The 14261-nt window shown below is 63.6% G+C and carries 15 protein-coding genes and 1 tRNA gene; 8 read left to right on the forward strand and 8 right to left on the reverse strand.

The annotated features are described in order from the left end of the window. Nucleotides 1-71: 71 nt before the first annotated feature. Nucleotides 72-1286 (reverse strand): lytic transglycosylase domain-containing protein, encoded by a 1215-nt coding sequence (locus ABIE53_RS16025; RefSeq protein WP_006050158.1) that lies wholly within the window; start codon nt 1284-1286, stop codon nt 72-74. Nucleotides 1287-1900: 614 nt separating this feature from the next. On the opposite strand from ABIE53_RS16025, the gene ABIE53_RS16030 reads away from it, so the two are divergent. Next, nucleotides 1901-3469 carry a UbiD family decarboxylase gene (locus ABIE53_RS16030; protein ID WP_006050157.1) on the forward strand — a complete coding sequence of 523 codons (1569 nt, stop codon included), beginning with the start codon at nt 1901-1903 and terminating at the stop codon, nt 3467-3469. Between the two features lie 58 nt (nt 3470-3527). Further along, nucleotides 3528-4226 carry a LysE family translocator gene (locus ABIE53_RS16035; protein ID WP_006050156.1) on the forward strand — a complete coding sequence of 233 codons (699 nt, stop codon included), beginning with the start codon at nt 3528-3530 and terminating at the stop codon, nt 4224-4226. 81 nt (nt 4227-4307) lie between these two features. Here the strand turns inward: ABIE53_RS16035 and ABIE53_RS16040 are convergent, their stop codons facing one another. The 3 genes from ABIE53_RS16040 to ABIE53_RS16050 form a co-directional block, all read right to left on the reverse strand. Continuing rightward, nucleotides 4308-5282, reverse strand: coding sequence for a threo-3-hydroxy-L-aspartate ammonia-lyase (locus ABIE53_RS16040; RefSeq protein WP_006050155.1), 975 nt, complete (start codon nt 5280-5282; stop codon nt 4308-4310). A gap of 191 nt (nt 5283-5473) precedes the next feature. Further along, complete coding sequence (locus tag ABIE53_RS16045; RefSeq protein ID WP_006050154.1) at nt 5474-5785, reverse strand: hypothetical protein; 312 nt, start codon at nt 5783-5785, stop codon at nt 5474-5476. A 368-nt stretch (nt 5786-6153) separates the two neighbouring features. Continuing rightward, complete coding sequence (locus ABIE53_RS16050) at nt 6154-6315, reverse strand: hypothetical protein (protein ID WP_165919826.1); 162 nt, start codon at nt 6313-6315, stop codon at nt 6154-6156. Between the two features lie 274 nt (nt 6316-6589). Here ABIE53_RS16050 and ABIE53_RS16055 point away from each other — a divergent pair, with 274 nt between their 5' ends. From ABIE53_RS16055 to ABIE53_RS16070, 4 genes are all read left to right on the forward strand, one after another. Further along, complete coding sequence (locus ABIE53_RS16055) at nt 6590-7546, forward strand: Rossmann-like and DUF2520 domain-containing protein (RefSeq protein ID WP_006050152.1); 957 nt, start codon at nt 6590-6592, stop codon at nt 7544-7546. Nucleotides 7547-7623: 77 nt separating this feature from the next. Beyond that, nucleotides 7624-7944 (forward strand): EthD family reductase, encoded by a 321-nt coding sequence (locus ABIE53_RS16060; protein WP_006050151.1) that lies wholly within the window; start codon nt 7624-7626, stop codon nt 7942-7944. Between the two features lie 233 nt (nt 7945-8177). Continuing rightward, the gene (locus tag ABIE53_RS16065) at nt 8178-8741 is read left to right on the forward strand and encodes a YggT family protein (RefSeq protein ID WP_006050150.1); all 564 of its coding nucleotides are present in this window, start codon (nt 8178-8180) and stop codon (nt 8739-8741) included. An 85-nt stretch (nt 8742-8826) separates the two neighbouring features. Next, nucleotides 8827-8900 (forward strand) — tRNA-Gly (locus ABIE53_RS16070). Nucleotides 8901-8967: 67 nt separating this feature from the next. Here ABIE53_RS16070 and ABIE53_RS16075 read toward each other — a convergent pair. Next, a complete protein-coding gene (locus ABIE53_RS16075) occupies nt 8968-9240 on the reverse strand; it encodes an aggregation-promoting factor C-terminal-like domain-containing protein (RefSeq protein WP_006050149.1) in 273 nt (90 codons plus the stop codon). 548 nt (nt 9241-9788) lie between these two features. On the opposite strand from ABIE53_RS16075, the gene trmB reads away from it, so the two are divergent. Beyond that, entirely contained in the window at nt 9789-10571 is a 783-nt protein-coding gene (gene trmB, locus ABIE53_RS16080) for a tRNA (guanosine(46)-N7)-methyltransferase TrmB (protein ID WP_006050148.1), read from the forward strand. A gap of 107 nt (nt 10572-10678) precedes the next feature. Here the strand turns inward: trmB and ABIE53_RS16085 are convergent, their stop codons facing one another. From ABIE53_RS16085 to ABIE53_RS16095, 3 genes are all read right to left on the reverse strand, one after another. Beyond that, nucleotides 10679-11521, reverse strand: a complete 843-nt coding sequence (locus tag ABIE53_RS16085; RefSeq protein ID WP_029968002.1) for an undecaprenyl-diphosphate phosphatase — start codon at nt 11519-11521, stop codon at nt 10679-10681. Between the two features lie 87 nt (nt 11522-11608). Next, entirely contained in the window at nt 11609-12199 is a 591-nt protein-coding gene (locus ABIE53_RS16090; RefSeq protein ID WP_006050146.1) for a DUF1439 domain-containing protein, read from the reverse strand. A gap of 74 nt (nt 12200-12273) precedes the next feature. Continuing rightward, nucleotides 12274-12582 (reverse strand): YkgJ family cysteine cluster protein, encoded by a 309-nt coding sequence (locus tag ABIE53_RS16095; protein WP_006050145.1) that lies wholly within the window; start codon nt 12580-12582, stop codon nt 12274-12276. 266 nt (nt 12583-12848) lie between these two features. Here ABIE53_RS16095 and hemN point away from each other — a divergent pair, with 266 nt between their 5' ends. Next, nucleotides 12849-14234: an oxygen-independent coproporphyrinogen III oxidase gene (gene hemN, locus ABIE53_RS16100; RefSeq protein ID WP_006050144.1), complete on the forward strand. Its 1386-nt coding sequence runs from the start codon at nt 12849-12851 to the stop codon at nt 14232-14234. The last annotated feature ends 27 nt before the right edge of the window (nt 14235-14261 follow it).

The following is a 14261-nucleotide window of genomic DNA, read 5'->3' on the forward strand; positions in this document are numbered from 1 at the left end:
AAAAGGACACTCGCAAGTGTCCTTTTTTCTGCCCTCAGCTTTCGCCGAGAGCTACTTAAGCCGTCAACCCCTCACGCACCCAGCTCCGCATTCGAAGCCACATGCTTAGGCGCATTCACGCTGGCATCGTCCTGCTCCGACGAACCCGGCGTCTTGCCCGGCGGCGTAGCAGCGCTCAAAGGATGGCTTCCTTCGAGCGTCACCTGCACGCGCTTGCCATTGTTGCTATTCGCAGCAGCCGGCGCAGAAGAAGCCGACGCATTGTTCGACGCCGTGATTACCGGAGCCTGCGGCGCATTGATCGGCACCTTGCGGCCACGCGCGACGTCGCGCAGACGCCCGCGCTCGGCCATCACCTTGGCGCCGTAGCCGCCGTCGTCCGGCGAGGTCGAGCCGACATAGAGACGCAGACCGCCCGGCAACGAACCGCCGCGCGCGATGCAGTCCTTCAGCACCAGCGCGCCGACCTTGATGTTCGCGACCGGTTCGAGCGCCGCGCTCTCGCCGCCGAAATACTGGAATTTGTCCGAATGAACCTTGGACATGACCTGCATCAGACCCTGCGCGCCCACGCCGCTCTCGGCGTAAGGATTGAAGCCGGATTCGATCGCCATCACCGACAGCAGCAGCAGCGGGTCGAGACCGACTTCGCGGCCGGTGTCGAAGGCGGCCTTCACGAGCTCGCTGACGGGCTCCTGAGCGACACGGTAGCGCCGGGCAAGGTATGACGCGACGAGCGCCTGTTCACGCGACGAGACCAGCACGCGGTCATCGCGGGCGTCGGCGGAAACGCGTTGCGCCGGAATCAGCCGGGCAAGCGCGGTGACGCTTTGCATCGTGCGCGGATCGAGGCCGTTGAGCGCCGCGATCCCCATGCCGCCGGCCGAGCCGGTGCCGTCGAACGCGCCGTCGTAGCTGGTATTGCTGACGGCCACGCCGGCGTTGCTGGCGCCGTTGCCGTTGGCCGCGTCGGCGGCGTTCGTGTTCGTGTTCGAAGACAGCGTTTCGTCTGACGACGTGCGCCCCGGCGGCCCGAAAGCCGGCAGCGGATTGCCCTGCAGCAGACGCGCGGGTCCGGCCTGGACAGCGGCCGAGAGGACCGGCATCAGTTTGGCCGCGAGCGTGCCGCGCCACGTCGGCATCAGCCACAGCGCGATTGCCAGCACGACGGCCATGCCGCCGACAATGCTGAACAGGTGATGACTCAATTGCGTCCCACGACGCACGGCACCGCGCACGATCTGCGCGATACGTTCATCAGGACGCCACGATAACCAGGCGTTCATTCAGATCTCCCATGTTGCATGATCCGCGAATTCCGCTGAACAAACAGGCGGCAACACACATTCGCAGAGTCAAGACATCGCGCGCTCTGTCTGGTTAGGGCAGCAGCGACGTCGGGAAAACGGCAAATACCGTTGTGGGGAGCCATCTTGAAAGCGGTCCGCGGCAGGCTGCAAAGCATGCGGGCGGTGGCTCCCACGCGAAAAACCAGCGTCAGATGGCGCTGGCGAGGACATCAATAAGACCGACGAATACCGTGCAGGGCTTCGGTAAGCGGTGACGCGTTGCGTCAGATGGGACCGGGGGCGGCGGTAAAAAACTCCACGCCCTGCAACCAATGTGGACGGATTCTAGGGCACGGTTTTATAGATCGTCAACACTACAAACAGGCAAATGTATAACTAATTGTAATAACGACGGCCCTTCGGAGCCCGCGAACCACCGCGCGAAGCGCTTTTCGGGCGATTTTGCCGCGTCCGCGAGTCTTATGACGTTCGGCCGATCTACGTGCGCTAACCAACGCAGGTAAAATCGACAATCGCCTCGGCGCCGCCAATAGCGTCACGCCGTTCCAGCCGTTCCCTTTTTTCGCCGTTCGCGGCACTGAACCGCAAAGATGAAATACAAAGACTTGCGCGACTTCATCGGCCGTCTCGAGACGATCGGCGAACTGCGCCGCATTCCGCAAAAGGTATCGCCGGTCCTGGAAATGACCGAACTGTGCGACCGCGTTCTGAGAGCCGGCGGGCCAGCCTTGCTGTTTGAGAACAAGGGGGCGCATGCGTTCCCGGTGCTAGGCAACCTGTTCGGCACGCCGCGGCGCGTCGCGCTCGGCATGGGCGTCGACGCGCAGGCCGGCGAAGGCGATGGCGCGGCGCTCGAATCGCTGCGCGACGTCGGCCGCTTGCTGTCGGCGCTGAAGGAACCGGAGCCGCCAAAAGGGCTGAAGGACGCGGGCAAGCTGTTCTCGCTGGCGAAGGCGGTCTGGGACATGGCGCCGAAAACCGTGAGCGCGCCGCCCTGCCAGGAAATCGTGTGGGAAGGCAATGACATCGACCTCGGAAAACTCCCGATTCAGACCTGCTGGCCAGGCGACGCCGGCCCGCTGATCACCTGGGGCCTGACCGTCACGAGAGGCCCGAACAAGAGCCGACAAAACCTCGGCATCTATCGCCAGCAGCTAATCGGACGCAACAAGCTGATCATGCGCTGGCTCGCGCATCGCGGCGGCGCGCTCGATTTTCGCGAGTTCGCGCTGAAGAACCCGGGCAAGCCGTATCCGGTCGCCGTCGTGCTCGGCGCGGACCCGGCCACTATCCTCGGCGCAGTCACGCCAGTGCCGGACACGCTCTCCGAATATCAGTTCGCCGGCCTGCTGCGCGGCGGACGAACCGAGCTCGCCAGGTGCCTCACGCCCGGCGTTGATGGCCTGCAGGTCCCCGCGCGCGCGGAGATCGTGCTGGAAGGCTTCATCCACCCGCAGGAAGGCGCGCCCTCGCCTGCTCCTGCTGGCGCGCCGCCGCGGCCAGTGAAGGGCGCGTCGGCGGCTTACGAGCACGCGCTGGAAGGCCCCTACGGCGACCACACCGGCTACTACAACGAACAGGAGTGGTTCCCCGTGTTTACCGTCGAGCGCATCACGATGCGCCGCGACGCGATCTACCACTCCACGTACACCGGCAAACCGCCCGACGAACCGGCCGTGCTCGGCGTCGCGCTCAACGAGGTGTTCGTGCCGCTGCTGCAAAAGCAGTTCGCCGAGATCACCGACTTCTACCTGCCGCCCGAAGGCTGCAGCTACCGCATGGCCATCGTGCAGATGAAGAAGAGCTACGCGGGCCACGCCAAGCGCGTGATGTTCGGCGTCTGGAGCTTCCTGCGGCAGTTCATGTACACGAAGTTCATCGTTGTCGTCGACGAAGACGTCAACATCCGCGACTGGAAGGAAGTGATCTGGGCGATCACGACGCGCGTGGACCCGACGCGCGATACCGTGCTCGTGGATCGCACGCCGATCGACTATCTGGACTTCGCGTCGCCGGTCGCTGGACTCGGCTCGAAGATGGGACTCGACGCGACCAACAAATGGCCCGGCGAAACGGATCGCGAATGGGGCCGCCCGATCGAGATGGACGCGGCGGTCAAGCAGCGCATCGACAGTTTGTGGAACGAGCTGGGCCTCTGAGCGCCGCCCCGCATAACCGAACAACCTACTAACGAGATCGATGGAGCAGTTACTGCGGATGCATGCCTTTTCGATGATGTCCGACGGGTTTTTCCTGTCGTTGTCGCTGTGTCTCGACATCGGCCTCGTGAACGTCGCGATGATTTCTCTGGCGCTGTCGCACGGTTTCAAACCCGGCTTCTGGCTCGGCCTCGGGTCGTGTGTCGGCGATCTGATTTACGCGGCCCTCGCGCTCGCCGGCATGGCAGCGCTGCTGCAGTTCGAGTCGGTGCGGTGGGTCGTGTGGATAGGCGGCGCGGCCATCCTGCTGTTTCTCACATGGAAGATGGCGCGCGAAGCGATGTTCCCGGCGTCGGCGCCGCCGGTCGCCGGCGAGGCCGATGTCAACGCGCCGCATCTTTCGGCGTGGCGCGGCTTCTTGCGCGGCGTGTTGCTCGCCGTGTCGTCGCCGTCGGCGATTCTGTGGTTCGCCGCAGTCGGCGGCGCGTTGATTGCCAAGGCCGGCGCGACCAGTGCGGCCACCGCGCCAGTGTTCCTGGGCGGCTTCTTTCTGGGCGGCTTGTGCTGGACCGTGTTTATTTGCGGTCTGGGCAGTCACGGCCGCAAACGCGCCGGCACCGGTTTGCTGCGCGCCTGCCATGTGCTGTCCGCGCTGCTGTTCGCGTACTTCTCATATAGCGTGATCGTGAACGGCTATCGCGATCTGATATTGCAAACGGCGCAGCACTCGCCCGTTGCGCAAGCAGCGAGCGGATAAAAAACGGCGCGCGCCGGCAACGAGGCGAGGCCGTTTTCGCAAACATCAACGGCGGGCGGGCGCCGCCGGGCGATCAAGCGATCACGCCAGATACTGCGCGAGCTTCTCAAGGTCGACGTTGCCGCCGCTCACGATCACGCCCACCCGCTTACCCTTCACGGGCACGACGCCGTTGAGCACTGCCGCCGCCGCGAGGCAGCCGGTCGGCTCGACCACGATCTTCATGCGCTGAGCGAAAAAGCGCATCGTCTCGATCAATTGCTCGTCGGTGACCGTTTCGATGCGCGCGACCAGCTTGCGGATAATCGCGAACGTGTAGTCGCCAAGATGGGTGGACGCGGCGCCATCGGCGATGGTTCGCGGCGTGTCGATATGCACGACCTCGCCGCGCGCGAGCGATTGCTGACCGTCATTGCCTGCTTGCGGCTCGATGCCGATCACCGCGCACTCCGGGCTCAGTGCCGCCGCCGACAACGCGCTGCCGCCAATCAGCCCGCCGCCGCCCAGGCAGACGAACAACAGGTCGAGCGGGCCGGTTTCGTCGATCAGTTCCTTGGCCGCCGTGCCCTGCCCCGCGATCACATGCGGATGATCGTACGGCGGAATCAGCGTCATGCCGCGCTCCTCGGCAAGCCGCCGGCCGATCTCCTCGCGGTTTTCCTTGTAGCGGTCGTAGGTGATGACTTCGCCGCCGTAGCCCTTGGTCGCGGCAACTTTGGCGGCGGGCGCGTCGTGCGGCATGATGATCGTCGCGCGGATGCCCGCGAGGCGCGCCGACAACGCGATGGCCTGCGCATGATTGCCGGACGAGTAGGTCAGCACGCCGGCCTTGCGCTGCTCGGCGTCGAAATGAGAGATCGCGTTATAGGCGCCGCGAAACTTGAACGCGCCCATCCGCTGAAAGTTCTCGCACTTGAAAAACACCGACGCGCCGGTGCGCTCGTTGAAGGTGCTCGAGGTCAAGACCGGCGTGCGGTGCGCGACGCCTTCGAGGCGCGCGGCGGCGTCGAGTACGTCGTCGAATGTGGGAGCGGGGAGTGGCTGCTTCGGCTGCATCGGCGGAGATTCCTGAGCGGTGGCGAGACGGCCATTCTCCCAGCTTCGCCGCCGCTTTGGAACGCCGGCGAACATTCGCGCGAGGCAATGAAAAAACACGTCGAAAGCTAGTCAAAAAACAAAACGGCGTAACCCGGCAATCAAGCCGGCGTTACGCCGTTCATCGGGCTTCAGCTTGCTAGCTGACTCGCTTAGCGCCGATAGTAGCCGTGTCCGTAGCCATATCCACCACGGTAGTAGCCGTGGCGATAATACGGTCGGCCATAACCATAATAACCACCGTATCCGCCGACCACCACCGGCGGCGGCGCATAGACCACGGGCGGTGCATAGACGACGGGCGGCGGCGGCGGGTAGTACACCGGCGGAGGCGCCGCGTAGACCGGGTACGCCGGCGCGACCGGTACCCCGATACCGATACCGACAGAAACGTGCGCTTGCGCGACGGAGGCAAGCCCCACGCCGAGTGCGGCAGCAACAACAAACGGGACGATCTTTTTCACTTTGTTCTCCTGGCGCGGCCCACTCAAGGTCGCCGACTGCGCATGCCTTGCATGCTACGAAATCAATTTATCTAAAAAGCCCGCGCGACGCTGTTCGCATTTGTTGCAAATTGCAATAGGCGAAAAGAAATTACGTCGGTGGTGCGTCGGCGGCGCAGTTGGATATGCGGGAAGGTCGTGCAGAATCAAGCGATTGCGCGTGTCGCGCACGCGGCGAACGGTTTCCACAGGCGCATGCCGGTTCAACGGACGTCACCCCGGTAATCTTTAATTACAAATTAGCTTTAATACCGAGGGCGGCGCGCAACAGGCAATAAAAAGCCCGGCGCGCAGGCCGGGCATTGTCTCGTCCGAGGTTGGGTGCGGCGTCAGCCGACTTTCACGTAGGCAAATTCGCGGGACACATTCGGCGGAACGTACGCGACGCTGATCCGCACGCGCGGACTCAGACGTTTTTTCTGGTCCCACCAGCGACGCCGCTGCGCATGCGTCAGAAACCGCAGATGCTTCCGGTAAGAAAAAATGCTCATCGTGACCTCCCCGAGTTCGATTGCAACATTGCTAAGCGCGTACCCATGAAACAGCCACGGCCACATCGGCCATGCGGAAATTGTGAGCAGTTTTCAAGCCCGCGGGGCCGGCGCGCCGCCATGACCGGCTGTGCGCGTCATATCGCCGGCAAACTCATCTGACGACAGTCGTCGCCAGTTGCTCCACCTGCTTGCTCCGCCTGCTTGCTCCACCCGCCGGCCGATGCGCGATACTGCTGCTTTCCCGTCCAAGCCCCGTCTGGAGCCCGCCGACATGTCCCAGTCCCGTCCTCTGCCCCGCCTCGGTTTTATCGGCGCGGGCCGGCTCGCGCGTTGCCTCGCGCTCGGCTTTTCCCGCGCGGGCTATCCCGTGACGGCGGTGGCAAGCCGTACCGCGGCATCCGCCGCCCGGCTCGCCAGCCAGATTCCTGGCTGCTTGGCGCTCGACGACCCTCAGCAGGTCATCGACAACGCCGACGTCGTCTTTTTAGCCGTTCCGGACGACAGCATCGGTACGTCAGCGCACATACTGCGTTTTGAGCCGGACCAGGACCAGGACCAGGACCGAGACAAAGCCGGCGGCAAGGCGCTCGTGCATTGCAGCGGCGCATCGCCGGTCGAGCTGCTGGCGCCCGCGCGCGACCAGGGGGCGTCGATCGGCGGGTTTCATCCGCTGTACCTTTTCGGCGGCGAGGCGAGCGACGTCGACCGTATCGCCGGCTGTTCGATAACAATCGAGGCCGACGGCGCCTTGAAGGACACGCTGACCGCGTTGGCCCTCGCGCTGCGCTGCCATCCGCTGTCGATTCCGCCAGGCAGCCGCATGCTGTACCACGGCGCCGCCCACTACGCGGCGAGCTTCGCGCTGTGCAGCCTCGCCGAATGCGTCGCGCTGTGGCGCACGCTCGGTTTTGCCGAAGACGACGCGTTGCGTGCGCTCTTGCCGATGCTCGCGGGCACCATCGAAACCGCACGCGACAAGGGGCTGTCGAACGCCCTCGCCGGACCCATATCGCGTGGCGACACCGGGGTCGTGCAGAAACAGTTGGCGCTGTTCGAGAGCCTCGGCGGCGACCATGCCGCGCTGTACGGCTTGCTGTCGCGGCGCGCGGTCGCGCTGGCGCAACGCCGCGCCACGCCGCCCGCCGCGATCGACGCCATCTCGGACGCCGTCGAAGAATCGTTGGGACGGTCACTCAATCAGGCGGCAGCAGGTGCAAGCGTCAAGTAAGCCGTGATAATGTGACGTCCGGCGCCGCGCGCAATCCGCCGGCGCCTCGCTTCGGGACCAACAGACGAGAACGCACAATGATCAAGGTCAGCATCCTCTATCCGTACCGGGAAAACGGCCACTTCGACGTGGAGTATTACTGCGCCACGCATATGCCGCTTGCGGCGGAGCTGTTCGGCCCGTCGCTGAAGGGCTGGTCCGTCGACGTGGGCATCAACGCCGGGCCGCCGGGCACGCCGCCGCCGTATGTGGCCGCGGGCCATTTCCTGTTCGACAGCACCGAGGATTTCTACAAGGTCTTCAAGCCGGCGTCGGAGCGGCTTCTTGCCGACATTCCGAATTACACCGACGGCGGCAACGGCGCGATTTTCATCAGCGAGATCAAGGTTTCGGTGTAGTGACGCGGACGCGTGACGCGGAGCCGGAGCGGCACTGCTGGCGGCCGATTCGTGCGGCCAGTCGTTGCGCTTGCGTCGAGGCAACTGTGTTCCGCGTAGCTGTCTTAGCAACGTTGCACAACGCATGCGGCCGCATCGGCGGCGCATGCGACATGACAAACCGCCGTGCGCCCCACCGAAGCGCCGGCGCCCAGGCCATTGAACGGCTGCCATCAGAAGCATAAGGACACGAGATGTTTGGCGATATCGCCCGTTTTCTGCTCAATACCCTCTTCACGTTGTTCGGCGCGGCGCTGCTGCTGCGCGCGTGGCTGCAGGTCGTGCGCATGCCGCCGTACAACCCGGTCACGAACGCCGTGCTGCAAGCCACCAACTGGATCGTTCTGCCGTTGCGGCGAATTCTGCCGACCACGCGCAACGTCGACTGGGCGAGTCTCGTCGCAGCGCTGATCGCGGCAATCATCTACGTGGTGTTGATGGTGGTGCTGACCGGCGCCGATCCGCTCACGCTGCTGCCCACGCTGCTGATCGTCGCGGTGCTGACGCTGATCAAGTGGGCGCTGAACCTGATCATCTGGCTGACGATTCTGATGGCGCTCCTGTCCTGGCTCAATCCGCGTTCGCCGGCCATGCCGATTCTGTACCAGTTGACCGCGCCGTTTCTGAACCCGCTGCGGCGAGTGATCCCGCAACTGGGCGGCATCGACCTCTCGCCGATTCTGCTGTTCGTGATCGTGCAGGTTCTGTTGATGGTGGTCACGCGTGCTGCGGTTCAGCTCACTTACTTCGTGATCTGAGGCGCGCTCGCGCGGCCCATGAGCTAAGCAAGGCAGCGGCGCAATTTGCGCTTGCTGCCCTTTCGCGAGTAAAATAGCGCGCTCTGCGGGCGTCGTATAATGGTAATACCCTAGCTTCCCAAGCTAGAGCCGTGGGTTCGATTCCCATCGCCCGCTCCAGATACTTTCCGGCAGTTGCCCAATCGTTGCCGCTGTTCCGTGGAAAGTATCTGCATTCCCCAAAACTTCAAATCCAGTGATTCGCTTGCCACACCAACCGTGCGGACGCCGCATGGTGATAGCGGCCGAGAATATATCGAATACCGCCGCGGCATTCTTCCACGGCATCGCCGAATGATTCGATGCCGCCCGGATTCAATTCATATTGCGACGGCAGCAATTGAAAAAGCCCACGCGCGCCCGACTTCGAATTGCGCAGATTGACCGCGCCGCCCGACTCCTGCGCCATCAGCCACAGCAGGTCGTTGTATTGCGTCAGCGGCACGCGTTCAATCAGCATCGCTTTACGAAGCGCATTGCGTGAAGTAGCCGGAACACGGTTCGGCTCAATTGCGATCCAGCTGGTTTTCGGTGCTTTTGCTTCGCGGTGACTGTGTGCGTGCTGACTCATAACGGATATTCGCGTGAATTAATCGTTGGAAAGAAGAAATGGCTTACAGAACGATTAAATCACATAACCGGCGATTTCCGTTATCGAAACGTAATGTCGCCTGGTTCGCCGTTGCTGCCAAGTGGACTCTGTCTGGACGCGCCCTTTTGCGTTGTGCTACCTTACGCGCACTTGCAACGCCCGCTCCACCTGACTGCCGAGCCTTCGGCGGAAATCAAGCACGAGCCGCCTCGACGAAGGCGGCTTTTTTATAGCGACGGCTGGCCGGCGCGGCAACCCGGCGCGATCGCATGGCAGCCGACGCGGCAATCGGCGCGCACAATATGCCGCCGACGCGGCCTACGCGCCGCGCGCGGCGGCGGCGTCACAAAGCGCCCAAGCGCCCGATGCCCCATGCCCACGCCAACCGCGACCTTCACCTTGTAGCAGCATCGACCATGATCCACGATACCCACGACGCCGGCTTGCCCGACGAACTCCCGACACCCTCCAGCGACACCGACGCGCACCAGACCGACGCCGAAGCGTTGCAAGACGAAACCCTGCACCGCCGACGCATCCGCAGCTTCGTCACGCGCGCGGGCCGCGTGTCGACCGGCCAGCGCCGCGCGATGGACGAACTCGGTCCGCGCTTCGTCGTGCCGTTCGCGCCGCAGCAGCCCGACTGGAACAGCGTGTTCGGTCGTGAAGCGCCGCGCGTGCTCGAGATCGGCTTCGGCATGGGCGCGACGACGGCGGAGATCGCCGCACACCGTCCGGCCGACGATTTTCTCGGCGTCGAAGTGCATGAGCCGGGCGTCGGCGCGTTGCTGAAGCTGATGGGCGAGCAGTCGCTCACCAACATCCGCATCATTCAGCACGACGCCGTCGAGGTGCTCGAACAGATGATCGCGCCCGATAGCCTCGACGGCGTGCACATTTTCTTTCCCGACCCGTGGCACAAGGCGCGCCATCACAAGCGCCGCCTGATTCAGCCGAAGTTCGTCGCCCTGCTCGCCTCACGGCTAAAGCCCGGCGCCTATCTGCATTGCGCGACCGACTGGCAAAACTACGCCGAACAGATGCTCGAAGTGCTGAGCGCGGAGCCGTCGTTGCAGAACACCGTCGACGGCTATGCGCCGCGGCCTGACTATCGTCCGGTGACGAAGTTCGAGCGGCGCGGTCTGCGGCTCGGCCACGGCGTGTGGGATCTCGTGTTCCGCAAGCGCGAGATCGCGTAAAGGCGAAAGCGCTCACGGCCTGGACATCGGCCTCGGCCAATAAAAAAGGTCCGCCAACATAATTGGCGGACCTTCTTTTTTGTCTCGCGCAAAAGAGCGCGCCGGCGTCAATCCGTCCAGCTCAACGCGCCGCTATAGCCGACCAGCAGAATCAGCAATCCGAAGCCGATGCGATACCACGCGAACGCCGTGAAATCGTGCCCGGCAATATAGCGAAGCAGCCAGCGCACGCACAGAAACGCGCTGACAAACGCGGCCACGAAACCGAGCGCGAAGATGCCGAGTGCGTCGACGGACAACAGATGCCAGTCCTTGTACAACTCGTAGGCCGTCGCGCCGAACATGATCGGAATCGCGAGGAAAAACGAAAACTCCGTCGCCACGCGGCGGTCGAGACCAAACAGCATCCCGCCGATGATCGTCGACCCCGAGCGCGACGTGCCGGGGATGAGCGCGAAGCATTGGGCCAGGCCAACTTTCAGCGCGTCCATTGGCGTCATGTCGTCCACGTCGTGCACGCGGGCGGCCTTGCCTTCGCCGCCTTGCCCGCGCTGCCGAGCCTCGGCCCACAAGATGACGACGCCGCCCACGACGAGCGCGAACGCGACCGGCACCGGCGAAAAGAGCGCCGCCTTGATCGACTTTTCGAGCAGCAGTCCGAGCACGATCGCTGGAATGGTTGCGATGATTACATTGAGCGTGAAGCGCCGCGCCTCAGGACGGCTCGGCAAGCCGGTCACGACGCTGGCGATGCGCCGGCGAAACTCCCAGCACACCGCGAGAATCGCGCCGAGTTGAATCACGACGTCGAAGGTCTTCGCGTGTTCGTCGGTGAAATTGAGCAGACTGCCCGCGACGATCAGATGCCCGGTGCTCGACACCGGCAAAAACTCCGTCAGACCTTCGACGATGCCCAGAATCAACGCCTTGCAAGCCAATAACCAGTCCATCCGTGCCCCTCATCGCTATTGATTGTCGAATGCCGGAACTGGCAGGAGCAGCACGGCGACGCGCGGCCCTGCCGGCCGCGCACAGCGTCATTTCTCGACGATTTGCACGCGTATACCGTTTGTAAGGATCGTGATTGTACCGGGTTCGTAGTTCACTCCGGCAAATTGCAACTGTTCCGGCTTGAACGTGTAGATCGGGTAGTTGCTCAGCAACTGCGTCGCGAGGACGGCGGCGGCAGCATTGATCTGTTGCGTGTACGCCTGCGCCTGGCCGCTCACGCTGACGTTGTCGACATTCGGCGATTTAAGCACGACGGACCGGCTCGCGGCATCGTACGCGAGTTCGCTCGACAGTGTGAAAACGCCGTCGACCGGCTGCGGCATGAAGGGGCTCGCGAGGTGCGCGTCGAGCTTCACGGAGACGCGATTTGCGTCCGGCAGCAAGCCGACCACCGGATGGCTCAACGCGACGTCGAACACCTGAGAAACCGTACGCTGATACGGAAATTTCCGCTGCACGGCGTCCTGCACCTGCTGCTGCGAAAACGTGTAGTGCGACGGAATGAACGGAAAAGTCGACGTCGCGCACGCCGCGAGCGAGACGGCGCCAAGCGCGCTCGCGCCTGCCAGCGCGGCGAATAAAAAACGGCGCCGGGCCGGCGCAACCAATCGAGCCATACGGTTTCTCCAATCGACCACAGTTGAGGGCTTAGCCCTCTGTCAAAGCACTTGTTTCATCGCACTTGTTTGATTCAACGCGCGGGCTGCGTCTGCGCCTCCAGTTGCGTGAGCCACAAAAGCGCTTGCCCTCGATCGTCTCCGCACATCTCGGCTTGCGGCTGCAGTCCCGAACAGCACGCGGGACGCTCGGGCTGTCCGAAGATCGCGCAACGCAAATCGTCGCCAAGCTGCACGCAACGCACGCCTGCCGGTTTGCCGTTCGGCATGCCCGGAATGGGGCTCGAAATCGACGGCGCGATGCAGCACGCGCCGCAATCGGGCCGGCACGCATGATCGGTCAGAGACTCGCGTTTTGCAACGCGCCCATACACATCGTTCACGACGAAAATTCCTGGATTCGAACAACGGCGCCGCAGCGCCAGTCCCGCATTGTGCCACCGTGTCGCGTGCGACCTTTTTACACAATCGCGCGCGAGGCGGCTCCCCTACACTGGCTCTCGATCTGAGGATCCGAAGGATCTAAATAAAGGCCACGCTCACGAGGCGCCCGAGTACGTCGCACGCAGTTCCCACGCGGTCCGCAAAAAACCATGCGCAACCGGCGCGACTCGCGCCTCTTATCGCGGCCGTCGAATACAAGCCACTCATGACCAACGCCAATTCGCTCTTTCGCCCCGACCTGCTCGCCAAATACAGCGCGAACGGCCCACGCTATACGTCCTATCCAACGGCCCTTCAGTTCCGCGACGACTTCGACCTCGCCGACTATCTGCGCGCGGCAGCCGATCCCGGCGCGTCCGCTGCGGACCTCTCGCTGTACTTCCATATTCCGTTCTGCGACACCGTCTGTTTCTATTGCGGCTGCAACAAGATCGCAACGAAAAACCGCGGGCGCGCGCGCCCGTATCTGGAACAGTTGAAGCGCGAAATCGCCTTGCAGGCAGCGTGTTTCGACACGCGCCGGCCGGTGTCGCAATTGCATCTGGGCGGCGGCACGCCGACCTTCATGTCGAACGACGAACTCGCCGAATTGATGAGCGCGGCCCGCGAGCACTTTACCTTGCTGCCCGACAGCGAAGCCGAATATTCGATCGAAGTCGATCCGCGCGAGGCCTCGCCCGATACGATCGCGCATCTGCGCAAGCTCGGCTTTAATCGGCTGAGTCTCGGCGTGCAGGATTTCGATCCGCTCGTGCAGCAGGCGATCAACCGCATCCAGCCGCTCGATATGACCGCGTCAGTCATGCAGGCTGCGCGGCACGTGGGCTTTCACTCGATCGGCGTCGATCTGATCTACGGACTGCCGCATCAAACGGTGTCGAGCTTCAGCCGCACGCTCGACACGATGATCGAGCTCGCGCCCGATCGCCTGTCGGTGTTCGCGTACGCGCACATGCCGAAGCTCTTCAAGATGCAGCGTCAGATGGACGCCGCGGCGCTGCCCTCGCCTGCCGCGCGTCTCGCTATCCTGCAACGCGTCGTGGAGCGTCTGACCGCGGCCGGCTACGTGTACATCGGCATGGATCATTTCGCGCTGCCCACCGACGAACTCGCGCGCGCCCAGGCACAGCGGACCTTGCACCGCAATTTCCAGGGCTACAGCACGCGCGCCGAATGCGATCTGATCGGCTTCGGCGCGTCGTCGATCGGCAAGGTCGGCGACGTCTACGCGCAAAACGCAAAAGATCTGCCGGCGTATGGCGCCGCGATCGACGCGGGCCGACTCGCGATCACGCGCGGCGTGCGCCTCACCGCCGACGACCGTTTGCGGCGCGACATCATCACCCAGTTGATGTGCAATCTGGAACTGCGCTTCGACGAATTCGAAGCGATGTACGGCATTCGCTTCGCCGATACGTTCGAGCCGGAACTCGAACGCTTGCGCGGCTTCGAGCAGGACGGCCTCGTGTCGGTCACGGACCGCAAGCTCGAAGTGCGGACCGCCGGGCGCATGCTCGTGCGCAACATTGCGATGGTGTTCGACCGCTATCTCGGCCAGCAGACGCTCGAACGGTTTTCGCGCACTGTCTGAACGACTGGCGAATGGCGGCTGGGGGCG

It is taken from the genome of Paraburkholderia sp. OAS925, from assembly GCF_040543975.1.
In the GTDB taxonomy this organism is placed as follows: domain Bacteria; phylum Pseudomonadota; class Gammaproteobacteria; order Burkholderiales; family Burkholderiaceae; genus Paraburkholderia; species Paraburkholderia graminis.